This is a genomic window from Streptomyces sp. NPDC104581, from assembly GCF_055583685.1.
On record NZ_JBVJNN010000014.1, the window covers coordinates 70,106 to 92,733 of the forward strand.

21 protein-coding genes are annotated in these 22,628 nt (G+C 71.0%); 11 read left to right on the forward strand and 10 right to left on the reverse strand.

Going from position 1 to position 22,628, the window contains the following annotated elements; translation table 11 throughout:
- The first annotated feature begins 23 nt into the window (after nucleotides 1–23).
- Both ACZ61E_RS14200 and ACZ61E_RS14205 read left to right on the forward strand, forming a co-directional pair.
- On the forward strand, nucleotides 24–665 hold the full coding sequence (locus tag ACZ61E_RS14200) for a GNAT family N-acetyltransferase (RefSeq protein ID WP_469699924.1): 642 nt from the start codon (nucleotides 24–26) through the stop codon (nucleotides 663–665).
- Nucleotides 666–974: 309 nt separating this feature from the next.
- The gene (locus ACZ61E_RS14205; protein WP_469699925.1) at nucleotides 975–2,540 is read left to right on the forward strand and encodes a glycoside hydrolase family 3 protein; all 1,566 of its coding nucleotides are present in this window, start codon (nucleotides 975–977) and stop codon (nucleotides 2,538–2,540) included.
- 138 nt (nucleotides 2,541–2,678) lie between these two features.
- On the opposite strand, the gene ACZ61E_RS14210 is transcribed toward ACZ61E_RS14205, so the two are convergent.
- Nucleotides 2,679–3,131, reverse strand: a complete 453-nt coding sequence (locus ACZ61E_RS14210; RefSeq protein ID WP_469699926.1) for a VOC family protein — start codon at nucleotides 3,129–3,131, stop codon at nucleotides 2,679–2,681.
- Nucleotides 3,132–3,301: 170 nt separating this feature from the next.
- Nucleotides 3,302–4,993 (reverse strand): bifunctional 3'-5' exonuclease/DNA polymerase, encoded by a 1,692-nt coding sequence (locus ACZ61E_RS14215; RefSeq protein WP_469699927.1) that lies wholly within the window; start codon nucleotides 4,991–4,993, stop codon nucleotides 3,302–3,304.
- 137 nt (nucleotides 4,994–5,130) lie between these two features.
- Between ACZ61E_RS14215 and ACZ61E_RS14220 the strand changes: the two genes are divergently transcribed.
- Nucleotides 5,131–6,045, forward strand: coding sequence for an NADP-dependent oxidoreductase (locus ACZ61E_RS14220; RefSeq protein WP_469699928.1), 915 nt, complete (start codon nucleotides 5,131–5,133; stop codon nucleotides 6,043–6,045).
- Between the two features lie 28 nt (nucleotides 6,046–6,073).
- Here ACZ61E_RS14220 and ACZ61E_RS14225 read toward each other — a convergent pair whose 3' ends face one another.
- Entirely contained in the window at nucleotides 6,074–6,640 is a 567-nt protein-coding gene (locus ACZ61E_RS14225; protein WP_469699929.1) for a sugar O-acetyltransferase, read from the reverse strand.
- Nucleotides 6,641–6,862: 222 nt separating this feature from the next.
- On the opposite strand from ACZ61E_RS14225, the gene ACZ61E_RS14230 reads away from it, so the two are divergent.
- Entirely contained in the window at nucleotides 6,863–8,167 is a 1,305-nt protein-coding gene (locus tag ACZ61E_RS14230; protein WP_469699930.1) for a DUF2786 domain-containing protein, read from the forward strand.
- Between the two features lie 58 nt (nucleotides 8,168–8,225).
- Here the strand turns inward: ACZ61E_RS14230 and ACZ61E_RS14235 are convergent, their stop codons facing one another.
- Nucleotides 8,226–8,717, reverse strand: coding sequence for a hypothetical protein (locus ACZ61E_RS14235; RefSeq protein WP_469699931.1), 492 nt, complete (start codon nucleotides 8,715–8,717; stop codon nucleotides 8,226–8,228).
- A 264-nt stretch (nucleotides 8,718–8,981) separates the two neighbouring features.
- On the opposite strand from ACZ61E_RS14235, the gene ACZ61E_RS14240 reads away from it, so the two are divergent.
- Nucleotides 8,982–9,218, forward strand: a complete 237-nt coding sequence (locus ACZ61E_RS14240; RefSeq protein ID WP_031230206.1) for a DUF397 domain-containing protein — start codon at nucleotides 8,982–8,984, stop codon at nucleotides 9,216–9,218.
- Nucleotides 9,219–9,315: 97 nt separating this feature from the next.
- Here the strand turns inward: ACZ61E_RS14240 and ACZ61E_RS14245 are convergent, their stop codons facing one another.
- Entirely contained in the window at nucleotides 9,316–9,810 is a 495-nt protein-coding gene (locus ACZ61E_RS14245) for an ATP-binding protein (protein ID WP_469699932.1), read from the reverse strand.
- Between the two features lie 337 nt (nucleotides 9,811–10,147).
- Between ACZ61E_RS14245 and ACZ61E_RS14250 the strand changes: the two genes are divergently transcribed.
- Complete coding sequence (locus tag ACZ61E_RS14250) at nucleotides 10,148–11,029, forward strand: helix-turn-helix domain-containing protein (RefSeq protein WP_469699933.1); 882 nt, start codon at nucleotides 10,148–10,150, stop codon at nucleotides 11,027–11,029.
- A gap of 123 nt (nucleotides 11,030–11,152) precedes the next feature.
- Nucleotides 11,153–12,610, forward strand: a complete 1,458-nt coding sequence (locus tag ACZ61E_RS14255) for an aldehyde dehydrogenase family protein (RefSeq protein ID WP_469699934.1) — start codon at nucleotides 11,153–11,155, stop codon at nucleotides 12,608–12,610.
- A gap of 43 nt (nucleotides 12,611–12,653) precedes the next feature.
- On the opposite strand, the gene ACZ61E_RS14260 is transcribed toward ACZ61E_RS14255, so the two are convergent.
- Complete coding sequence (locus tag ACZ61E_RS14260) at nucleotides 12,654–13,466, reverse strand: bleomycin resistance protein (protein WP_469699935.1); 813 nt, start codon at nucleotides 13,464–13,466, stop codon at nucleotides 12,654–12,656.
- A 40-nt stretch (nucleotides 13,467–13,506) separates the two neighbouring features.
- On the opposite strand from ACZ61E_RS14260, the gene ACZ61E_RS14265 reads away from it, so the two are divergent.
- The 3 genes from ACZ61E_RS14265 (at nucleotide 13,507) to ACZ61E_RS14275 (ending at nucleotide 15,996) form a co-directional block, all read left to right on the forward strand.
- The gene (locus ACZ61E_RS14265; RefSeq protein WP_469699936.1) at nucleotides 13,507–14,148 is read left to right on the forward strand and encodes a PadR family transcriptional regulator; all 642 of its coding nucleotides are present in this window, start codon (nucleotides 13,507–13,509) and stop codon (nucleotides 14,146–14,148) included.
- Nucleotides 14,149–14,293: 145 nt separating this feature from the next.
- A complete protein-coding gene (locus ACZ61E_RS14270) occupies nucleotides 14,294–15,211 on the forward strand; it encodes an ATP-binding cassette domain-containing protein (protein WP_469699996.1) in 918 nt (305 codons plus the stop codon).
- The gene (locus tag ACZ61E_RS14275) at nucleotides 15,208–15,996 is read left to right on the forward strand and encodes an ABC transporter permease (protein ID WP_469699937.1); all 789 of its coding nucleotides are present in this window, start codon (nucleotides 15,208–15,210) and stop codon (nucleotides 15,994–15,996) included. Before ACZ61E_RS14270 ends, ACZ61E_RS14275 begins: the two co-directional genes overlap by 4 nt.
- A 136-nt stretch (nucleotides 15,997–16,132) precedes the next feature.
- Here the strand turns inward: ACZ61E_RS14275 and ACZ61E_RS14280 are convergent, their stop codons facing one another.
- The 3 genes from ACZ61E_RS14280 to ACZ61E_RS14290 form a co-directional block, all read right to left on the reverse strand.
- Nucleotides 16,133–17,590, reverse strand: coding sequence for a glutamate decarboxylase (locus ACZ61E_RS14280; protein WP_469699938.1), 1,458 nt, complete (start codon nucleotides 17,588–17,590; stop codon nucleotides 16,133–16,135).
- Between the two features lie 31 nt (nucleotides 17,591–17,621).
- Nucleotides 17,622–18,239 (reverse strand): NAD(P)H:quinone oxidoreductase, encoded by a 618-nt coding sequence (gene wrbA / locus ACZ61E_RS14285; protein ID WP_469699939.1) that lies wholly within the window; start codon nucleotides 18,237–18,239, stop codon nucleotides 17,622–17,624.
- 123 nt (nucleotides 18,240–18,362) lie between these two features.
- Nucleotides 18,363–19,637: an ion channel protein gene (locus ACZ61E_RS14290; protein WP_469699940.1), complete on the reverse strand. Its 1,275-nt coding sequence runs from the start codon at nucleotides 19,635–19,637 to the stop codon at nucleotides 18,363–18,365.
- 239 nt (nucleotides 19,638–19,876) lie between these two features.
- Between ACZ61E_RS14290 and ACZ61E_RS14295 the strand changes: the two genes are divergently transcribed.
- Nucleotides 19,877–20,716 (forward strand): DedA family protein, encoded by an 840-nt coding sequence (locus ACZ61E_RS14295; protein ID WP_469699941.1) that lies wholly within the window; start codon nucleotides 19,877–19,879, stop codon nucleotides 20,714–20,716.
- Nucleotides 20,717–20,763: 47 nt separating this feature from the next.
- Here ACZ61E_RS14295 and ACZ61E_RS14300 read toward each other — a convergent pair whose 3' ends face one another.
- Complete coding sequence (locus ACZ61E_RS14300) at nucleotides 20,764–22,431, reverse strand: threonine/serine exporter family protein (RefSeq protein ID WP_469699997.1); 1,668 nt, start codon at nucleotides 22,429–22,431, stop codon at nucleotides 20,764–20,766.
- Between the last annotated feature and the right edge of the window lie 197 nt (nucleotides 22,432–22,628).

The following is a 22,628-nucleotide window of genomic DNA, read 5'->3' on the forward strand; positions in this document are numbered from 1 at the left end:
GACCGGTTCGGCAGGCTCCGTTCATGGACGCTCATTTCTGGCCCCTGTACGGACTCCGGATCACCACCCCGCGTCTTGAGCTGCGGCTCCCGGGTCTGGAGAGCCTGTCCGAACTGGCCGCCGTCGCAGCCGCCGGAGTGCACGACGAGGACCGGATGCCGTTCACCGTGCCGTGGACGGACGCGAGCCCCGGCGAACGGGGGCGGGCGACCTTTCAGCACGTGCTCGGCACGGTGGCCGCCTGGACCGCACGGGACTGGACGCTGAGCCTGGCCGTCAGCCGCGAGGGGACCGTCGTGGGCCGCCAGGACCTGGGCGCGACGGACTTCGCGGTGACCGGCGAGGCGCACACCGGATCGTGGCTGGGGCAGGCACACCAAGGGCGCGGCTTCGGCACGGAGATGCGGGCGGCGGCGCTGCACCTGGCGTTCGAGGGGCTGGGAGCGCGGTGTCTGACGTCGGCGGCGATGACCGACAACTCGGGGTCGCTGCGCGTCTCGGAGAAGCTCGGCTACCGTCCGGACGGGCTGGAGACGGTGTCGGTACGGGGCGAGGCCCGCACTCTGCTTCGGCTGCGCCTGGACCGCGCGGGGTGGGAGGCGCACCGTACTGTCCCGGTCGAACTGCACGGACTGGGGCCGTCGTTGGCGCTCTTCGGGGTCTGATGCCCCGAGGACCGCGGGCGGTAGCGAGCCGAGGGACGGGAACGGGCCGCCGGGAACGGGTCGGAACGGGTCGCCGGGAACCGGCCGTACCCCGCGAGCCCGGCTCCTGCCCAGTGGCTCCCCCGAAGCCTCACCAAATATTCATGAACGGTCCAATCCACCTGCTTCCGGGTCGAGTGCGTACAACGCGGCGGCCCGGTACCTCCTTGACACACCAATTGGTCTGAGCCAACATCCCGATTGGCCTGTACCAAGTTCACAGGGCGGTTCGCTGAGCCGGCCGAGCGATGCGCCTTCGAAAGGACCCGCATGGAGCCGAGCAGCCGCCACCACCGACTGACGCGTCTCGCCGAGAACACGCTCCAACCCGGATTTGTGGGCACGACCGTGCCCGACTGGGTCCGCCGCGGGATCGCGGGCGGTGGTCTCACCTCCGTCGTCCTCTTCGGCCGGAACATCGTCGACCCCGGTCAGGTCGCCCGCCTCACCGCCGATCTGCGCGCGGAGAACCGCGATCTCGTCATCGCCATCGACGAGGAGGCCGGCGACGTCACCCGGCTCGAAGCCTGGACGGGTGCCTCCCGCCCCGGCAATCTCGCGCTCGGCGCCGTGGACGACGTGGATCTGACGGAGTCCGTCGCCCGGGACATCGGGCGCGAACTCCACGCCGCCGGTGTCTCCCTCAACTACGCGCCCAGCGCCGACGTCAACTCCAACCCCCTCAACCCGGTCATCGGCGCCCGCTCCTTCGGCGCCCGTACGGATGTCGTCTCCCGGCACACCGCGGCCTGGGTCCGCGGGCTCCAGTCGGCCGGCGTCGCCGCCTGCGCCAAGCACTTCCCCGGCCACGGGGACACCTCGGTCGACTCCCACCACGGTCTGCCGCAGGTCTCGGCCAGCGCCGAGGAGATCGCCGCCACCGCCCTGCCGCCGTTCGTCGCCGCCATGGAGGCGGGCGTACGCGTGGTGATGACCGCGCATCTGCTCGCGCCCGCGTACGACCCCGAACTGCCGGCCACGCTCAGCCCCCGCATCCTCGTGGATCTGCTCCGCGGCGAACTGGGCTTCGACGGCCTGGTGGTGACGGACGGCATCGAGATGAGCGCGGTCACCGCCCGCTACGGCATCGACGGCGCCACCGTGCGGGCCGTCAAGGGCGGCGCCGACGCCGTCTGCGTCGGTGGCGAGCACGCCGGGGAGGCCACCTTCGACCTGCTCGCGGGCGCACTCGTGCGATCCGTGCTCGACGGCACGCTGCCCGAGGCGCGGATCAGTGAAGCGGCCGCGCGGGTCGCCGAGTTCGCGGCCTGGTCGGGCAGCCGCATGCGCGCCGTGGCCACCGACGACGTCGCGTCCGACATCGGCCTGGTCGCCGCCAGGCGCGCGCTGCGCGTGCTGACCGGGCGGAGCGGGAACGGCGGCCCGGGCGAGGGCGGCGGGGGCGGCGGGCGCGACCGGGGAACGGTGCTTCCGCTCGTCGGCGCGCCCCATGTGGTGGAGCTGTCACCGACGATGAACCTGGCCGTCGACGGACAGACGCCATGGGGCGTGGCGGCCCCGCTGAGCGATCTGCTGCCGGGCACCACCTCCGTCCGGCTGACCGAGGCCGATCTGCGGGAATCCGGCGATCTGCTGGACCGCAAGGGCCTCGACCCGGCCGCCGAGCGTTCGCTGGTCGTCGTGGTGCGCGACGCGGCGCGGCACGGCTGGATGTCGGCGGCGATGGCGCGGCTGCTGGGCAGCCGGCCGGACGCGGTGGTCGTGGAGATGGGCGTACCGAACGGCGCGGCCCGCGGCGCCGTTCATCTGGTCACCCATGGCGCGACGCGCGTCTCCGGCGTGGCGGCGGCGGAGTTCCTGGTGGGGCGCCGCTGATTCCGTCCGAGGGGGCGGGAGTTGGGGACCCCGGAGGACCTCTCGGTCCGTCCGGAGCCCCCGATTTCGCCGGCTCAGTGCTGAGTCGGGACGGTGTCACCCACCGCGAGCCACCCGGTCGGGACTACGCGGTCGGGATCACGTGGCCACGTCCGAAACGGCGTCCGCTCCGTCCGCTCCGTCCACCGCGTCGACGACTTCCGCGACGTCCGCGACATCCACGACGTTGTCGTACGGCTGTGTGATCACTTCGAGGTAGTGGCCCGACGGATCGAGGAAATACACGCCCCGGCCGCCGTGGTTGTGGTTGATCCGACCCGGGAGCTTGCCGTGCGGATCGCCGAAGAAATCGACCCCCGCGTCCCTGATGCGCCCGAAGATTCCGTCGAAATCGCCCTCGGGCACGAGGAACGCGTAATGCTGCGGTGCGATGGACTTCTCATCGACGGTCGCGAAGTCCAGAGTGACGCCGTTCGCGGTGGCCACCGGAATGAAGGGGCCCCATTCGGTGCCGATCTCCAGATCCAGGATGTTCGCCAGGAATTCGGCGGAAGCCCGGTTGTCGCGGGCGTGCACGATCGTGTGATTCAACTGTACTGATGACACGGTGGAATGCCTCCAGAGGCATCTCACGGGAACCTCCACGCCTCACCCGGCCGGTGACCGACGCGCGATGCCCACCGGGGATCGTAAGCGCACGCCGGGCGCCGAGCCACCCTTCTGCCGCCGCACCCCCTCCGGACGCCCGCGCGACTCCCGCCTCACTTGGCGTCCGAGTACCGCTCCACCGTGACAGTCGTGAACGGAAACCGCACCGGCGTCCGCCCGAAGGCGATGCGGCCCGCCAGCTCACCGGCCTCACGGATCGCCACCGCCACGTCCGCCGCCTCCTCATGGGGACAGTGCACGATCACCTCGTCGTGCTGGAAGAAGACCAGCTCCGCCCGCATTCCGGCGGTCGCGCTCCGCAGGGCCGCCAGCATCAGCAGCGCCCAGTCGGCCGCGCTGCCCTGCACCACGAAGTTCCGCGTGAAGCGGCCACGCGCGCGTGCGTTCGTCGACGCGTACCCCGGTGTGAACTCACCGTCGCCCACCGCCGTTTCGGCGGACTCCTGCGGGATACCCGCCTCGCCGCCGTCCTCCGAACCGGCCGCCGGCGGGCTCGTCCGGCCCAGCCACGTCCGTACGAGCCGCCCCTCCTCGCCGGCGCGCGCCGCGTCGTCGACATACGCGACGGCGCGCGGGAACCGTCTTCGCAGGGCGGCCAGATTCTTCAGGCCGTCCCCCGACGTCTGTCCGTAGATCGCGCCCAGCAGCGCGAGCTTCGCCTGCGCCCGGTCGCCGGAGAACGCCCGGTCCGACAGCACCTTGTACAGATCGTCGTCATGCCCGGCGACCTCCATCAGCCCCCGGTCGCGCGAGATCGCGGCGAGGACGCGCGGCTCCATCTGGTCGGCGTCCGCCACGACCAGCCGCCAGCCCTCGTCGGCGACGACCGCTCCCCGTATCACGCGGGGGATCTGGAGCGCCCCGCCGCCGTTGGTCGTCCAGCGGCCGGAGACCGTACCGCCCGGCAGGTACTCCGGGCGGAAGCGCCCGTCGCGCACCCAGTCCTGGAGCCAGCTCCAGCCGTGCGCCGTCCAGATGCGGTACAGCTTCTTGTACTCGATCAGCGGGGCCACCGCCGGGTGGTCGATCTCCTCCAGCTCCCACCGCCGCGTCGACTTCACCTGGAACCCGGCCCGCGTGAACGCCTTCACCACGTCCGCCGGCAGATCGGGCCGCACCCGCCGCCCGAACGCCGCCGAGACCTCCTCGGCCAGCTCCGCAAGCCGCCGTGGCTCGCCCCCGCCCGCGTACCGCTCGCCCAGCAACTCGTCCAGCAGGGCACGGTGTACGTCCGCCCGCCACGGCAGACCCGCCGCGTGCATCTCGGCCGCCACCAGCATCCCCGCCGACTCCGAGGCGGTCAGCAGCCGCAGCCGGCCCGGCTCGTCCGCCGCGTCATGTCTGCGCTGCTGCTCCGCGTACACCTCCAGCAGCCCGTCGAACGGCACGTCCGCGCCCGCCCGTGGCTCGAAGAGCGAGGACTGCGAGCCGGGCTCGGCGGCGCGCTGCGGCGGATCGGGCGGTACGGGGCCCCGCCGCAGCCGGGCCAGGGCGGCGGCGGCCGACCGGGGCTCCCCGAGACGCCCCTCGTGGCCGAGCAGCAGCAGCTCCGCCGCCTCGATGTCGTAACACCGCTCGACCCGGACCCCGGCCGCCAGCAGCCGGGGCGCCAGCTCGGCGGTGGACCGCCACACCCACCGCGTGACCTCGGGCAGCCGGGCCCGGACCGCATCCACGAGATCGGGCTCGCGCAGCACCGCGCCGGCGGGGCGCGCGTCGGCGCCGAGCGGCACGAGCCAGGCGCCGCCACCCTCCGCCGGGGCCAGGGCCCACCGTCCGATCACGCGTCCGAGTCTGGCAGCAGGGTCTGACAACGGGACGGGGGCGGAACTGACCCGGGCGGAACATTCGAGAGGCGGACGCCGCCGCGCGCGGCGAACATCGAGATGACGGACGGGCTCGCATCTACGGAGGACTGACAATGCAGGCGATCGTTTTCGAGGAGTACGGGGGCCCCGAAGTGCTCCAGCTCAGGGACATCGAGCAGCCGCAACCGGGACCGGGCCAGATCCGCGCGTCCGTCCGGGCGGCCGGGGTCAACCCGGCCGATGTGAAGATCCGCAAGGGCTGGATGGCGGAGATCTTCCCGACGGAGTTCCCCTCGGTCCCCGGCAGCGAGTTCTCCGGTGTCGTGGACGCCATCGGCGACGGCGTCATCGGGCTCTCGGTGGGGGACGAGGTCATCGGCTGGTCCATCGACGGCGCCTACGCGCAGTACACGCTGGCCACCAACGTCGTGCCCAAGCCCGCCGGGCTGAGCTGGGACGTGGCCGCCGCGCTGCCGGTGGCCGGCGAGACGGCACGGCGGGTGCTGGACGACCTGGCGGTGAAGGAGGGCGACACCCTGCTGGTGCACGGCGCCGCCGGATCGGTCGGATCGATGGCCGTCCAGCTCGCGGTCGCGCGCGGAGCGACGGTCGTCGGCACGGCCTCACCGGCCAATCACGATTACGTGAGGCTGATCGGCGCCACCCCGGTGTCGTACGGCGAGGGCCTCGTCGAGCGCGTCCGCGCCGTCGCGCCCCAGGGCGTGGACGCGGTCTTCGACACGGCGGGCAAGGGCGCGCTGCCGGACTCGATCACCCTGCGCGGCGGCACGACGGACCGGATCATCACGATCGCCGACCCGACCGCCGCCGAGCACGGGGTGCCGTTCTCCTCGGGCGGCTCGACCCCCGAGGAGAGCCGTGCGGGTCTCGCCGACCAGGCCCGGCTGGCGGCGGAGGGCACGCTGCGCGTCCTGGTGGCGCAGACCTACCCCTTGGCCGCGGCGGTCCAGGCCCAGTCCGCGAGCGAGTCGGGCCACTCCCGCGGCAAGTTGATCATCAAACCCTGACCCGCCCCCTCCCGACGGGCACGCTTCTCTACTCCAGCTTGCGAATCACCCGCGCCGGACTGCCGACCGCCAGCACTCCGGCCGGGAGGTCCTTCGTGACTACGGACCCCGCCCCCACCACCGTGTTCTCGCCGATCGTCACCCCGGGACAGACGATCACGCCCCCGCCGAGCCACACGTTGTCGCCGATGGTCACGGGTGCCGCCCGCTCCCAGCCGGCCCGGCGGCGCTCGGTGTCCAGTTCATGGGTCGGCGTCAGCAGTTGGACGTTCGGCCCGATCTGGACGTCCGAGCCCACGGTGATCGGCGCGGGGTCGAGGAAGACCGCGCCGAAGTTGATGAACGTGCGGGCACCGATGCTGATGTAGGTGCCGAAGTCGCAGTGGAACGGCGGCCGGATCCGCACGCCCTCACCCACCGAGCCCAGCAGCTCGCCCAGGATCCACTCGCGCCCGTCCGCGTCGGGCATCCCCTCGCCGCCCGTCCCGTTGTACGCGGCGCACAGGCCGGCCCGCCGCCGGGTCGCCTCCTCCAGCTCCGGGTCGTCCGGCAGATACCACTCACCGGCCAGCATCAGCCGCTTGTTCTCACCCATGTGTGCCCGTGTCCTCTCGTCGCGGTTCCACCACGTTAGGCCGGTATGCCGGATCGCGTGGCGGGACCGCCGCATCCTGTGGACAGAACGGGACCGCGCAGGTCGCGCGGTATTTCTATATGCACAGCCTGTGGATAACTCGCGTTCTGGGACCATGGATCCCGGCCCCGTCGTCACGACGGCCGGGGCCGGGACGATCAAGGGGTAAGGGGAGACGGTTCCATGCCGACTGCGCCAGGCACGGTCGACGGCGCGTTCGCCGCCGCGCTCTACGCCGACCCGGCGGCGGACGGTGGCAGGGGGCTGGACACCGGTGCCTCGCTGCTCGCCGCCGACCCGGCGGCCGACACGGACCTGCGCGGCCGGGGCGAACAGTTCCTGCGCCGCGCCTGGGAGCGGGGCTGGCAGCCCGCCGACGTCGTACGGCTCGTCCGCCGCGACCTCGACGAGGCGCACACCCGGCTGGCCGCCGAACTGATCGCGGCCGAGGCGGCACGGTACGAACGGGTGGCCCCGCGCTGGGACTCCCAGCTCACGGAGATCGCGGCGGACCTCGAAGCCGGCCGCGGGGCCGGCGCCGCCCCCCGCTCCGCCGACCGCTTCTCCTGCGCGACCACCGCCCTTGAGCTCTACCGGCTGCTCGTGGGGCTCCCCAGGATCGAACCCGTGGGACCCGTGCCCGGCACCCCCGTCCATCTCCCGGTGGCCGGTGGCGAGCCGCGCATGCTCGCCCGGATCCGCGCCCTGCTGGCCAAGGCCGAGGCCACCGACTTCCCCGAGGAGGCCGAGGCGCTGAGCGCCAAGGCCCAGGAGTTGATGGCGCGGCACAGCATCGACGAGGCCCTGCTCGCCGACCGCGCCCACCGGGCCGACGTACCGGCCGCCTGCCGGATCGGGGTGGACGCGCCGTACGAGACGGCGAAGGCGATCCTCCTTGACGCCGTCGCGTCCGCCAACCGCTGCCAGTCGGTGTGGAACAGCGTTTTCGGCTTCTCCACCGTGGTCGGTTTTGAGCCGGATCTCGAAGTGGTGGAGCTGCTGTACACCTCGCTGCTCGTCCAGGGAACGGCGGCGATGACCCGTGCGGAGGCCGCCCAGCGGGCGTCGGGCCGCAAGCGGACGAAGACTTTCCGGCAGTCGTTCCTCATGGCGTACGCCCACCGGATCGGCGAACGGCTGGCCGCCGCGGCGGAGCGGGTGACCGCCGACGCGGCGGGCGCGGAGACGGCCGGTGACGGCGGCGCCTCGCGACCGGCGGACGGGGAGGGGCGCCTGCTGCCCGTCCTTGCCGCACGGGACCTGGCGGTCGCCGACCGCGCGGAGCGGATGTTCCCCGAGACGGTGCGTACGAGGGTGCGCGGTGTGACCGACGGCGAGGGCTGGGCGCACGGCACGGCGGCGGCCGACCGGGCCCGCGTGCCCGGCGACGGGCGGACAGGCGGGCGGGGCGACGGCGGAGACGGCCCGCGCCGCCGGCTCCGTCCCGGAGTCCGACCGGGTCGACCCGCACCCGGCGGCGCCTCATGAGGAGGGCGCCCGAATCGCGGACCCGGACGCCCTCTTTATGAGGAGAAAGCGGTCTCCATCAGGGCGCCGGAATGTCCGTGGGCAGCCCCTCGGGCAGCTTGCCCGGTTCGGTCTTGGCGAGGCTGTCCTTCGCGCCGCCCTCCCAGGAGAGCGTCAGCGTCTTCCCGTCGTTGGAGTCGATCGACCCCATGGTGCGGTCGGTGTTCCCGTCGGCGCACTTGAGCGACAGCATCGGCTCGCCGCCCATCTCCTCGACGTCGCCCTGGCAGATGTGCTCGCCCGCGATGAGCGCGGCCTTGCCCTCCTTGACGGACAGCGCGACGGCCTTGCCCTCCGTGGTCCCCGCCCAGGTGCCTTCCAGACCGTCGGCCGATGCGCCGTCGGCGGGGGTGGATTCACCGCCGCCGGCGTCGGGCTCGCCCGGCGCGGGCGAGCTGGTGTTCTTGTCCTTGGCCGAGTCGTCACCGCCGTCACCGCTGCCACAGCCGGTGAGAGTGAGTGCGACGACGAGTCCGGCCGCGGCGACGCTGGTTCGTGCGATCTTGCGCATGGCGAAGTCCCCCTTCAGTTCCGAGACCGCGCCAAGCTACCAGGGCGCCCCTGAGCGACCCCGCCGTCGAGTTCCGGACGAGTACCTGAACACTTGGCACCGAAAGGGCTTTCCGCGCGTCTCATTGAATGGGGCGTTCTGTTCGTGAGTCTGTAGTCAAGGGAACACCCCGCGTGCACGTGCATCTGCTCATGCATTGGCATGTGAACACAGCTATGATCCGAGCTAGTTGACACCTGCACCTTGCAACTCGGGGAGCGTCCTGTGCACCACGCGTACAACGGCATGGCGGCCACCGAGCTTCACGGAGTGGTCTGGCAGAAGAGCCGGCACAGCAATTCGCAGGGTTCCTGCGTGGAGTTCGCCAAACTGCCCGGCGGGGGTGTGGCGGTACGGAATTCACGCCACCCCGAAGGGCCCGCCCTCGTGTACACCCGGGCCGAGATCGTGGCCATGCTGGCGGGTGTGAAGGACGGGGAATTCGATCATCTGACGGCCTGAGTCCCGGCGTCCGCCGTCCGCGTCGGCCCGGCCTTCAAGGGTTCCCGGATCCGCGCAAGGGGTCTCCAGGGCTCTCGGAGCCGTCGAACCGCCGCTGTCACTCCGCCCGGAGCCGGAACAGCGCCCACACCACCTTGCCGTGCAGCGAGCCCGCGAGCGGATGCCAGCCCCACGTGTCGCTGAACGAGTCCACCAGGAACAGCCCCCTGCCCGACTCCGCGGCGAAATCCTCCTCGGACTCGCGGGCCGTGGGGCTCGCGTAACTGGGATCCCGTACCGCGCACACCAGCCGGGTCGTCCAGCGCATCAGATGCAGCCGTACGGGCGGCTCCTGGGGTTCGCGCGGGATGTCCGAGGGGAGGGCGTGCCGGAGCGCGTTGGTGACGAGTTCGGAGACCACCAGAGCGACGTCGTCGAACCGGTCGTCAAGTTCCCACTGGCAGAGTGTCGTACGGGTGAACTGTCGCGCCCCGCGCACCGCTTCGTAGCGGGCGGGCAGAGCGCACGACGCGGAGCTGGAGACGGCTGCGGGATCGATCGGCGGAAGCCCCTGCCTTAACGGCTCGAGCACGGTCGATCCATTCGTCCCCATGCGAGGCACTCCCCGGGATTCGCGGCCGTAGCGATACTGCGGTGGTACAGCGTCACAACACGTCAAACACGAACGAGCACGCAGGTGCGGCGAGGACCATGGTTCCCAATGCGCAGGGCAGATGCAAGGGCAGATGCACGTGCACGCGCCCGACTTGGCCCATGATGTGCCGTTCCGGATTATTTCTTCTGTCGACCACTTTCTCGCTCTTCCCAAAGGCTTCCCATTTCTGTAATCGAATGAGTACGGGCTGATGCGTTTGATGGCACAATCCGGCTCTCAGGGTTCGGGGGTACTCCGAGGGCATCGAGGGAAAAATAGTGGGAGATGGGCCGTAATGGGGAGGGTTGGAGACGTGACCGCAGTCGAACCGGGCGGATCCGTGGTGCGTCGCATACTGCTTGGCTCGCAGCTGAGACGGCTGCGTGAGTCGCGCGGCATCACGCGTGAGGCGGCCGGTTACTCGATCCGCGCGTCCGAGTCGAAGATCAGCCGTATGGAGTTGGGGCGGGTGAGTTTCAAGTCCAGGGACATCGAGGACCTGTTGACGCTCTACGGAGTCGCCGACGAGATGGAGAGGGGGTCCCTGATCGGTCTCGCCCGCGAGGCCAACGTCGCCGGCTGGTGGCAGAGCTTCGGCGACGTACTCCCCGGCTGGTTCCAGACGTACATCGGACTCGAAGGTGCCGCCTCGCTCATCCGCATCTACGAAGTCCAGTTCGTGCACGGCCTGTTGCAGACCGAGGCGTACGCGCACGCCGTGGTCGAGCGCGGGATGCCCAACGCCCCCCAGGCCGAGATCGACCGCCGTGTCGCACTGCGCCAGGAGCGCCAGAAGGTGCTCGTCTCCGAGCGCGCCCCGCGGTTCCACGCGGTGCTCGACGAGGCGGCGCTGCGCAGGCCGTACGGGGACCGGGCCGTGATGCGCGGTCAGCTGGCGCATCTCATCGAGGTCTCCGAGCACCCGACGGTCACCCTCCAGGTGATGCCCTTCAGTTTCGGCGGGCACGCGGGGGAGAGCGGCGCCTTCACGATGCTGCGCTTCCCGGAGTCAGATCTCTCCGACCTCGTCTACCTGGAACAGCTCACCAGCGCGCTGTATCTGGACAAGCGTGAGGAAGTCACCCAGTACGAGCGGGTGATGACACGGCTCCAGGAGGACAGCCTCGGCCCGGCCGAGAGCCGTGACCTGCTGAGGGGTCTGCTGCAACTCTCCTGAACGACCGCGACCGGCCGAAGCCTTGGGAATAAAGGCATCGGACGTTCTCGAAGCCCCTTAACTCTGACTCCGCGTAAGTATGATGACGTGACATCAGTTCTCTGTTCTGAGGTTAGGGATCACATGTCCTTCTTCGCCGAACTCGACCAGCAGTACATCGACGGCGAGTGGCGGCCCGGCAGTGGCTCGTGGGACATCATCGATTTCAATCCCTACAACGGGGAGAAACTGGCGTCGATCGCGGTGGCCACGGCCGACGAGGTGGACCAGGCGTACCAAGCCGCCGAGCGCGCGCAGGTGCCGTGGGCCGACACCAACCCGTACACCAGGCGGGGCGTCTTCGAGCGTGCCCTGCGCATCGTCGAGGACCGCGAGGACGAGATCACCGAGGCGATCATCGCCGAACTGGGCGGCACGCGCCTGAAGGCGGCGTTCGAGCTGCGACTCGCCAAGGAGCTCCTGCGCGAGGCCGTACAGCTCACGCTGCGCCCCGAAGGCCGCATCCTCCCCTCACCCGTGGACGGCACGGAGAACCGCGTCCAGCGCGCCCCCGTCGGTGTCATCGGGGTCATCAGTCCCTTCAACTTCCCCTTCCTGCTCTCGCTCAAGTCGGTCGCCCCGGCGCTGGCGCTCGGCAACGCCGTCGTACTGAAGCCGCACCAGAACACGCCGATCTGCGGCGGATCCCTGGTGGCCAAGGTGTTCGAGGACGCGGGCCTGCCCGCCGGACTGCTCAACGTCGTCATCACCGACATCGCCGAGATCGACGACGCGCTGATCGAGCACCCCGTGCCGAAGGTCATCTCCTTCAGCGGCTCCGCCCGGGTGGGGCAGCACGTCGCCGTCGTCTGCGCCAAGAACTTCAAGCGCTCCGTGCTCGACCTGGGCGGCAACAGCGCCCTGATCGTCCTCGCGGACGCCGATGTCGACTACGCGGTCGAGGCGGCGGTCTTCAGCCGCTACGCGTACCAGGGCCCCGTCTGCATGGCTGCGAACCGCATCCTGCTGGCCCGGTCGGTCGAGAAGGAGTTCACCGAGAAGTTCGTCGCGAAGGTCAGGACGCTGACGGTCGGCGACCCGGCCGACCCCGGGACGGTCATAGGCCCGCTCATCAGCTCCCAGCAGGCCGACGCCGTGGGCGCGCTGGTCGAGGAGACCATCGAGGCCGGCGCGACCGCGCTGGTGCGCGGCACGGTCGACGGCAATCTCGTCTCCCCGACCGTGCTGACCGATCTGGCCGCCGACTCACCCGTGCTGACCCAGGAGATACTCGGCCCGGTCGCGATCCTGCTGCCGTTCGACGGCGTGGACGAGGCGGTCAGGATCGCCAACGACACGCGGTGCGGGCTCAGCGGCGCCATACACACCGGCGATGTCGAGCGGGGCGTGCGAGTGGCGCGGCGGATCAACACCGGCATGATCCACATCAACGACGGCACGGGGCACAGCGAGCCGATCGTGCCGTTCGGCGGCGAGAAGCACTCCGGGGCCGAGTGGCTGAACGCCGAGTCGATGGTCGCCGCCTTCACGTCGCAGAAGTGGATCTCGGTCCAGTACGGGCGCTCACGCTTCCCGTTCTGATCCCGCTGCGCACCGGCCGGTCGCGGTGGCGGTCACCGCCCCTCTAACGGTCCCCGGCCGTTCCGCCGTCCCCGTCCCGGTCCTGGTCCCGGTCCGCGTTCCGGAGTGACTCCAGCAGCTCCGCGGCCCGCGCCGTGTCGTCGGCGAGCTCCGTGCGCTCCGCGGCCGTCAGCGCGACGGCGGCGGCCCTGACGAGGAAGCCGCGTGCCTCCTCGGTCTCGTCCAGACGGTGGGCGACATCGCCGCGCAGCACCAGCAGCCGGTAGAGCTGTACGGCGGTCGGCGGCGCGCCCTCCTTACGGACGCTGTCGCCCTCTGCCGCTCCGAGGGCGTCGGCGTCCCGCAGAGCACGGTCGAGGACCCTCACCGCTGCCCCCGGGTCCTCCTTCGAGTCCGCGAAGAGCACCGCCAGGTGCAGGGCGCGGGCGTACGGCTCCTTCGGCGCGGGCTGATGGTGTCCGTCGCTCCCGGCGTCGTTCGGCTGCCCGATCCGGATGCTGTTGCCGGCCGGGTCCGTCATGAGGAACTGCCGCACGCCGTAGGACATGTCCTTCACCGGCCCGATCCGGGGCAGCCCGCGGGTCGGGATCCTCCCGTACGCCGATCTGAGCCCCGCGCGGAAGGCGCCGTGCAGCCCGTCGACGTCGTCGGTCAGCACGTAGCAGCCGCTGATCGACTCGGTGGGGTCGTACGCCTTCATGCCGAAGAACTGGAGCTCCACGTCGCCGCGCTCGACCACCGCGTACGCGTAGGGACTCTTCTGTATGAAGGTGACCTCGAAGCCGAGTGCCGAGTAGAAGTCGACTACGGGTTGGATGGTCCGGCAGGGGAGCAGCGGGATGGTCTTCTCTGTCATGACGAGTACTCTAGTCAAAGTTGAATAGAAGGGACCGGCGATGTCAGCGATCCGGCTGCTGGTGCTCGGCGCGGTGCGTCAGCACGGCCGCGCGCACGGCTATCAGATCCGCAACGACCTGGAGTTCTGGGGTGCGCACGAGTGGTCGAACGCCAAGCCGGGCTCGATCTACCACGCCCTGAAGCAGATGGCGAAGCAGGGTGAGCTGCTGGCCCACGAGGTGGCGCCGAGCACGGCCGGCGGTCCGCCTCGTACGGAGTACGAGCTCACGGAGGCCGGGACCGCGGAGTACTTCCGGCTGCTGCGTGAGGCCCTGGTCGAGTACGACCAGAAGATGGACGTGCTGTCGGCCGGTATCGGCTTCGTCGTCGATCTGCCGCGCCCGGAGGCCGTCGAGCTGCTGAAGGAGCGCGTGCGGGCGATCGAGACCTGGCGGGCGGCGGTGACCGAGCACTACACGCCGGAGGACGGCCCGGAGCAGCTCGGGCACATCGGCGAGATCATGAACATGTGGATCAGCCAGGCCGACTCCGGGGCGGAGTGGACGCGCGGGTTCATCAAGCGCATCGAGGCCGGCGCCTATGTCTTCTCGGGTGAGGGCGAGCCTTTCTTCGGGGTGCTCGCCGAGGGCGAGGAGAACCCGTACGCGACGGGTGTGCCCGCGGAGGGCGACGACGACTGACGCGCCCGTTCTCTCTGGTCGACTCCGCTAATCAAGTTTGACTAACTCCCCCTCCGGGGTTACCTTTCCGATCGTAGTCAAGTTTGACTACGCGGTGGAGGGGCTGGAGGCGAAGGCATTGACTGACGCGACGGACGCGATCGTCATGGAAGGCGTACGCAAGCGGTACGGCGAGAAGTCCGCGCTCGACGGGCTCGATCTGGTGGCGGCGCGCGGCACCGTGCACGGGGTGCTCGGGCCGAACGGAGCGGGCAAGACGACGGCGGTCCGGGTGCTGGCCACGCTGCTGCGGCACGACGAGGGCGTGGTGCGGGTCGCGGGGCACGACATCCGTACCCAGGCGCGTGAGGTGCGCCGGCGGATCGGGCTGCTCGGCCAGCACGCGGCCGTGGACGAGGAACTGAGCGGGTGGCAGAACCTGGAGATGTTCGGGCGGCTGTACCACCTGGGCTCCCGGCGGGCGGCGACCCGCGCCGACGAACTCCTGGAGCGCTTCGGGCTCGCCGGCACCGGACGCAAGGCGGTCAAGCAGTACAGCGGGGGGATGCGCCGTCGGCTCGACCTCGCGGCCTCGCTGATCACCGATCCCGCCGTGCTCTTCCTGGACGAGCCGACGACGGGACTCGACCCGCGCGGGCGCGCCGAGGTGTGGGCCTCCGTGCGCTCGCTGGTCGGCGGAGGCACGACGGTCCTGCTGACCACGCAGTATCTGGAGGAGGCCGACCAGTTGGCGGACCGGATCTCGGTCGTCGACGAAGGACGCGTGGTCGCCGAGGGGACCGCCGACCAGCTCAAGGCGAGGATCGGTGGCGACCGCGTGGACGTCGTCGTGCCGGACGCGGGTCAACTCGCCTCAGTGGCAGGGCTGTTCGGCGACGACGCGACGGTGGACGAGGAGCGCCGGCTGGTCAGCGTCCCCGCCGCCGACCGGATGGCGACGCTGGCCAGGGCCGTGCGGGAACTGGAGGCGGCCGGAATCGAGGCGGAGGACATCGGGGTGCGCAGGCCGACCCTGGACGAGGTCTTCCTGCGGCTGACACGACGTACCAAGGAGGCCGTATGAGTACGACGAACGCCTGGGTGCTCACCGACTGCTGGACGATGACGCGGCGTGAACTGGCCCACTGGCGCCGGCAGCCGGTCCAGGTGGTCATCGGGCTGGTCTTCCCGGTGATGCTGCTGCTGATGTTCGGCTATCTGATGGGAGCGGGGCGGGGGGTCGAGGGCGAGTACATCGGCTTCCTCGTTCCCGGGATGCTGGCGCTGACCATGGCCTTCGGGCTGGAGTCCACGATGCTGGCCGTCACCCAGGATCTGGGCAAGGGGGTCGTCGACCGGTTCCGTTCCATGCCGATGGCGTCCTCGGCGGTGCTGGTCGGCCGGAGCACCGCGGACATGTTCCAGTCGGCGCTGAGCCTGGCGGTGATGATCGGGGTCGGTTACGCGGTCGGCTGGCGCTGGAACGGCGGAGCCGGCGCGCTGCTGGGGGCCGTGGGGCTGCTGCTCCTGCTGCGGTTCGCGATGCTCTGGCTCGGTATCCAGCTCGCGATGGTGGCGGGCAAGCCGGAGATGGTGCAGGCGGTGCAGATCCTGGTCTGGCCGATCGGTTTCTTCTCCAACGCCTTCGCCACGCCCGAGTCCATGCCGGGCTGGCTGGGCGCGGCGGTCGAATGGAACCCGATGTCGGCGACGGCGACCGCGGTCCGTGATCTGTCCGGGATCGAGGGGCAGTTGAGCGGTTCGTGGGCGGCGGAGCACGCGCACCTGCTGGCGGTGCTGTGGCCGCTCGCGCTGATCGCGCTGTTCTTCCCCCTCGCGGTCGGCCGGTTCCGGGGGCTCAGCCGCTGACCGGAGGCCGGCTCGGAACCCTCCGGGGTCCGCGGGCGGCGAACGCCGAACCGTACGCGACGCGTCGGCCCGCCGCGGACCCCGGGGGGAATCCACGCACAGGTTCTTGTACGGACGCGCGACGGGCGCACGCCGCTCAGTGGTGGAAGGCCGTCGCCCTCGACCTGTCCCGGTCCAGCGGGTGCGGCTGACGGCGCAGTTCCGGCAGCAGCAGCCGCAGGTCGGCGAGCAGCATCGCGGCGAGGTCGGCCGAGAATCCGTTGCGGCAGACCACGCGGAGGACGGACAGGTCCTCGCGGTTGGCCGGGAAGGTGTACGCGGGCATCAGCCAGCCGTGCTCCCGGAGCCGCCGCGAGACGTCGAAGACGTCGAAGTTCTTCACATGGGGCGCGGTGGTGAAGGCGAAGACGGGCAGCTCGTTCCCGTGGGTGAGCAGCTGGAAGTCGTCGATCGCCCCGATCTCGTCGGCGAGCCCCCGGGCCACGTCCCGCGCCGTCTGCTGGACGGCCCGGTAGCCGTCACGGCCGAGCCGCAGGAATGTGTAGTACTGGGCGACGACCTGCGCGCCGGGCCGGGAGAAGTTGAGCGCGAAGGTGGGCATCTCCCCGCCCAGGTAGTTGACGCGGAAGACCAGTTCCTCGGGCAGTTCGGCCGAGGTGCGCCACAGCGCCCAGCCGACACCCGGGTAGACCAGGCCGTACTTGTGCCCCGAGGTGTTGATCGAGGAGACGCGCGGGAGCCGGAAGTCCCAGACCAGGTCCTCGTCGAGGAAGGGCGCGACCATCGCGCCGGAGGCGCCGTCGACATGGACGGGGATGTCCCTGCCGGTGCGCTCCTGGAGCGCGTCGAGGGCGGCGCACAGCTCGGCGACGGGTTCGTACGAGCCGTCGAAGGTCGAACCGAGCACGGCGACGACGCCGATGGTGTTCTCGTCGCAGAGATCGGCCGCCGCCTTCGGGTCGAGATGGAAGCGGTCGCCCTCCATGGGGACGAGACGGGCCTCGACCTCCCAGAAGTTGCAGAACTTCTCCCAGCAGACCTGGACGTTGACGCCCATCACGAGATTGGGCCGGGCACGGGCCGGATAGCGGTCCTTGTTCTTCGCGGTCCAGCGGCGCTTGAGGGCCATCCCGGCGAGCATGCACGCCTCGCTGGAGCCGGTGGTGGAGCAGCCGACGGCGGCGGACGGGTCCGGGGCGTTCCAGAGGTCGGCGAGCATCGTGACGCACCGCCGCTCCAGCTCGGCGGTCCGCGGGTACTCGTCCTTGTCGATCATGTTCTTGTCCCGGCACTCCGCCATCAGCACGCCGGCCTGGCGCTCCATCCAGGTGGTGACGAAGGTGGCCAGGTTGAGCCGGGAGTTGCCGTCCAGCATCAGCTCGTCGTGGACGAGCTGGTAGGCCGTCGACGGCGGCATGGGGCCGTCGGGCAGCCGGTGCGTGGCCGGGGCGGAGGTCATGTCGCCGGTCGGGTCGGCCTCCCCGAAGAAGGGGTTGAGCGACAGCCTGAGCCGCTCGGAGTGGCCGTCCGCCGGATCGTCCGACGGGCCTCCCGTACTGCCCTCGGCGCCCTGTGTGCCGTGTTGGAGTGGCATCGGCTCTCCTGTTCTCCCGTGGTCCGTCGGTTCAGGCGGCGAGACCGTCCTTGAGGGCGCGGGTGAACTTCACGACCCGCTCGGCCTGGACGCGGACCGCCGTCAGCGTCTGTTCGTTCACCGGGAGGTCGCCCTGCCCGGAGACGTGCGAGGTGCCGTACGGATTGCCGTCGGCGAACTTCGACGCGTGCGTGTAGCCGGGGGTGACGAGCACGCCGCCGAAGTGGTGGATCGTGTTGTAGAGCGCCAGCAGAGTGGTCTCCTGGCCGCCGTGCGTCGTCGCGGAGGCGGTGAAGCCGCTGTAGACCTTGTCGGCGAGTTCACCCGCCTGCCAGAGGCCGCCGAGGGTGTCCAGGAACTGCTTGAGCTGGGCCGAGACGTTCCCGTAGCGGGTGGGGGAGCCGAAGACCACGGCGTCCGCCCAGCGCATGTCGTCGGGCGTGACCTCGGCGATGTCGGCGGTGGCCTCGATGTTGGCGCCCCAGGCCGGGTTGGCGTCGATCGCCGTCCGCGGGGCGAGTTCGGCGACCTTGCGGAGCCGTACGGTCGCTCCCGCCGCCTCCGCGTCCTCGGCCATGGCCCTGGCCATCGTGGTGAGGGTGCCGGTGGCGGAGTAGAAGACGACGGCGACGTTCACGGGCGTGGGCATGGCGGCTACCTCGGTGGTCGGGCTGCGGGGGAGAAGGACCTCAGCCGCGACGATACGGACAAAACGGTCAGTCGGCTCGCCGGGTGTCCGCCGGTCCGTCCGCCGGGGAGCGATCGCCACCCGTCACCGCAGGGCCTTGCCGTCCTCGCCGAGCTGCATCTGCGGGCGCCCGGTCACCAGCAGCCAGGCGGGCAGTACGGCCACGCACAGCAGGGGCAGCAGATTCGGGTCCGCCGCGAGTACGGCCGCGGTGAACAGGCTCAGCCATCCCTGCCGGGTGATGGCGAGCAGCACGCCGAGCACACCGCAGACGACCCCCACGGTCGGATGCACGGCGGGTACGAGCGCGTGGGCGAACAGCCCGAGGGAGACACCGATGAAGATCGACGGGAAGATCCGCCCGCCCCTGAAGCCGCAGGCCGACGAGATCACGAGAGCGACCGCCTTCACCCCGCACATCAGGGCGAACTGTCCCGCCGACCAGCCGTCCGGGTCGGACGCCAGGGTCTTCACCTCGTCCAGCCCCTTGAAGAGGGTGAGGTAACCGCCGAGCGCCCCGAGGAGGCCGAGGAGCAGTCCGCCGACAGTCAGGGCGAGTACGGGGCGTCCGAGGCGGTCGAAGGCCCTGTGGACGTACGGGAAGGCGAGTACGGCGGCCATGCCGAGGACGGCGGCGACCGGTGTGATCACGATCGCGGCCAGCGCGTCACTCCAGTGGCCGCCCGAGACGTCCGGGAGCGACAGGTCGAAGGTGGGGCGGTCGATCAGCACGGTCGTGAGCCCACCGGCCCCGGCCGCGACGAGCGGCCCGAAGAGTCTGTCCCAGAGCGAACCGGGCCCCGGCCGGGCCGCGAACGTCTCCGTGAGGATCAGCGCCGCGGCCACGGGGGTGCCGAAGAGGGCCCCGATCGTGCCGGCCGCGGCCAGTGAGAGCCAGAGCGCCGCGGGGGCGGAGGGCGCGGCCCTGCCGCCGAGCCAGGCGGCGAGAGCGATGTTGGCCGCGGTGATCGGGTTCTCCGGCCCGAGGCTCACACCGCCCGCCAGTGCCAGAGTGGTGGCCAGCAGCAGACCGGGCACGACCCCCGGCGGCAGCGGGGCGTCGACCAGCCCCGTGGTCGCCGGGTCGGGTCCCGCGTGGCCGGGTACCTGCCGTACGACGAGACCCACCGCGAGGCCCGTCGCCGTGAGGATCACGATCATCCAGAGCGAGGAGTGCCGGCCGATGCCCAGCGCGTCGGGGAGCGCCTTCCAGAGCACGTCCTGGAGCAGTCCGGCCAGCTCGCTCACCCCGAGCAGCACCAGACTCGCGACGACACCGACGGCCAGGGAGGGGACGATCAGCGGAAGAAGCGTCCGCCCCGACGGTGCCGGGGAAGCGGACGCGGTGTCAGTGGCCACGCGCATACCGTAGTGGCACAAATGCCGCTTAACCCCCCATGGAGAAGGGCTCGCGCCCCAGGTGGCGTCGCAGGCCGCCGCCCGTCGCGAACCGTGCGGGCCGGGTGGAACCTCAGTCATGGGTGGAGCGTTGATAGCTTTGGGCAGCCGACAATCGCCGACGGCGGTTGGACGACGCTGGTGCAGCGACGGCCGATTTCGACAGATCGACCGACTATCGACTCAGGAGCCCGGACCTCGTGACAACCCTTGCGCTCGGACCGAGCTGGCTCGACCCGGACTACCTGATCGGGACCTTCGGTCTGATCGGCGTCCTGGTCATCGTGTTCGCCGAATCCGGCCTGCTCATCGGCTTCTTCCTGCCGGGCGACTCACTTCTCTTCACCACCGGACTCCTGGTGACGTCCGGCACGCTCGACAGGCCGCTGTGGCTCGTCTGCGTCCTGATCGTGCTGGCGGCGATCATCGGCGACCAGGTCGGCTATCTCTTCGGCCGCAAGGTCGGCCCGGCGCTCTTCAAGCGCCCCGACTCCAGGTTCTTCAAGCAGGAGAACGTGGAGAAGGCGCACGAGTTCTTCGAGAAGTACGGCCCCAAGTCGCTGGTGCTGGCCCGCTTCGTGCCCATCGTGCGGACGTTCACGCCGATCATCGCGGGCGTCAGCCGTATGAACTACCGGGCGTTCGTCACGTACAACATCATCGGCGGCGTGCTCTGGGGCGCGGGCGTCACCCTGCTCGGCGCCGCGCTGGGCAAGGTCGAGTTCGTCCACAAGAACATCGAGATGATCCTCATCCTGATCGTGGCGCTCTCCGTGCTGCCGATCGTGATCGAGTTCATGCGGGCCCGTTCCAAGTCCAAGAAGGCCGCCGCCACCGGGCCCGCCGAGCCTGTGGACCCCGCGCGGCACGCGCCCTACCCGCCGCAGCACTCGCAGGTACCGCAGGACTTCGAGACCCAGCAGCTGCGCGTCACGCGTGACGAGTACGGCGCCCCCCGGCCGTACGCGGCCCCGCCGGCCCCTGCCTCCCCGGACGACCCGGAGGGCCCGCCGCGCGGCGGGCGCCACGCCAGGCGCTGACCGCCGGGGCGGGGCCCAGGGAGTTCCGGGGTCCCGCCCCGCCCGGCTCAGAAGCCGCGTGTCCGCTTGGCCGCGCGGCGGCTCGACCCGCGGCCCGCTCCCGGCACCTTCAGGAACAGCCGGGAGATCTCGCCGCCGAAGTTCACCCCGATGGCGATCGCCATGGCCAGCGCCGCGGCCTGGGAGAGCGAGGCCAGCCCGTCGTCCACATGGTTCTGCGCGAGACCGAGCAGACCGAAGTACGTCGCCGAGCCGGGCAGCAGCGGTCCGATCGCCGCGGTGACGTACGGCAGCGCGGACGCGAACCGGTACCGCGAGAACAACTGCCCGAAGAGGCCCACCACACCGGCGGCGACCGCGGTCGCCGCCACCGGCGAGATCCCGCCGGTGACGTGCATCGCCCCGTACACCGTCCAGGCCACGCCCCCGTTCAGGGCCACCATCAGCACGGTGGATCGTTCCTGCTGGAGCAGGATCGCGAAGGCGAAACTCAGCGTCACGGCCGCGCAGATCTGGAGCACCGGCCGCCCCTCCCCGGCCTGGAGCGCCGCGTCGGGGTCGAGCTGGGCGTCGAGCTGGACGCCCAGATACAGCGCGATCAGCACCCCCACCACGATCGCGATGAAGAAGTACATGACTTCGAGCAGGCGCGCGGCGGCGGTGATGTAGTAACCGGTCAGACCGTCCTGCACACCCGCCACCAGGGCCCGCCCCGGCAGCAGCGCGAAGAGCCCACCGGTGACCACGGCGGACGGCCTGCCCTCCCAGTTCACCGCCGAGGCGGCCAGGGTCAGCGCGACCCCCATCGCGGCCGGCGGCATCGCCGCGGCCACGAACTGGTAGAACTCCGGAATCCCGCGCCCCGCGCACAGCCACGCGAGCCGGTCGCCGAGCATCGCGCCGACCATCGCCGCGACGAACACGATCAGACCACCACCGACCAGGACCGACGCGGAGCCGGCCAGCAGCCCGCTCGCGACGGTCAGCGCCCACCCCGGATAGGGGTGCCGGTTACGCCTGATCTCGGCCAGCCGCCGGTACGCCTCCTCCAGCGTGATGTCCGTGTCCTCGGTGGTGATGTCGTCGACGAGGGTGTAGACGGCGGACAGCCGCGTGTAGTCGGTGCCCCGCCTGCGCACGGTCCGGCTGGCCGTCACCGGATCGTCCACCAGCGACGGCTGGTAGGAGATCGACAGCAGCGTGAAGGTGACGTTCGGCTCGCAGCGGTCGAGACCGTACGCCCGGCTGACGGCGAACATCGCGGCCTCGACGTCCTCGGCCCCCTCGCCGCCCGCCAGGAGCAACTCGCCGATACGCAGCGTCAGGTCGAGCACGCGCGGTACGGCGGGCCCGGCCTCGTCGTGCCGCTGCACGATCTCCGCCACCGGCCGGTCCCCGACCGGCATCCGCAGCAGTGTGCGCATCCGGTCCTGCCAGGGCGCCTCCTTCGTCAGCCGGACGATCGGCACACCCTCCGCCGGTGTGAACGCCGCGGGCGACTGGCGTGCGCGGTACGTACTCGGCGGATCGAAGGCCGACCGATCGGTCTCCTGCGTGCTCTCCGCGCTCATCCCGTGCGGAACCGCGAACTCCGAGGTGGGGCTGTCCTCCTCGGGCGCCGGTACCTGGTCCATTCCGGACGGCGGAGTGAAGGCGCTGTGCGCCTCGTCGGACGGGGGCTTACGATCCTCCGCCTCGTCCCGCTCGGCCACCACAGTCCTCGACCTCACTCATTCTCTTCGGCACCGCTCGGGCACGGTACGCGGAATCATCCATTCAGTATGGACACGGGCGCGGGCACGGGCGCACACGAGCGGGGGGGGGGGGGGGGGGGGGGGGGGGGGGGGGGGGGGGGGGGTGGGGGGGGGGTGGTTTCTTCTTCGTGGGGTGGGTGGGCGCGACGCGGCGGCGC